Annotated in this window: 1 protein-coding gene; it reads left to right on the top strand. The window is 38.4% G+C overall.

The window, feature by feature from the left end:
• The coding region (locus tag B2X72_RS18045) for a hypothetical protein (RefSeq protein ID WP_286850958.1) at positions 1-266 on the top strand (266 nt) is incomplete at its 5' end.
• Positions 267-607 lie beyond the last annotated feature (341 nt).

The raw sequence follows: 607 nt of genomic DNA, 5'->3' as shown, positions 1-607 counted from the left end.
CTACTTCAAGTCCATTGTTGCAAGGTATTACCAGAGCTTCATTGGGTACGAAATCGTTCATCTCTGCTGCCTCTTTCCAAGAGACTACAAAAGTGTTGAACGAGGCTGCTATCGCAGGTAAACGTGATAACTTATTAGGTTTGAAAGAAAACGTAATTGTTGGTCACTTGATCCCTTCTGGTACAGGTATCCGTCAATACAGCAATTTAATCGTGGGCTCTCGCGAGGAGTACGATCAATTGTTGGCTTCGAAAGAAGAAGATTAATCGTTACTCGATTATTTTATATAGGAAGGTCCAGACATTCGTCTGGACCTTTTTTGTTTCGATAACGACCTTATATGATATTGAAGAAGGTCGTAAAATATATTTAGCTTGCTTTTTTAGCGGTGAAATTGCTTGTTAAGGAAGGGGGCGAACTGAAATTTATAGCAAGCAGCTTGGCCGTTTAATTGGTTAATTTTACCTGATAGGACGGTTTAAAGCATAGCTATCTTAAATGAATCGTTCAATGTTACAGTTAGTTAACTTTAATATTAAAAAATAATAAACAAAAGGCTTGGAAGTCTGCCCGAAAACTCCCTATATTTGCACCACTCCGCAAGGGA

Source organism: Sphingobacterium sp. UBA7253 (assembly GCF_002472745.1).
In the GTDB taxonomy this organism is placed as follows: Bacteria; Bacteroidota; Bacteroidia; order Sphingobacteriales; family Sphingobacteriaceae; genus Sphingobacterium; species Sphingobacterium siyangense.
Note: the sequence above shows the minus strand (reverse complement) of the source record. Positions and strands in the feature narration are given on the sequence as shown.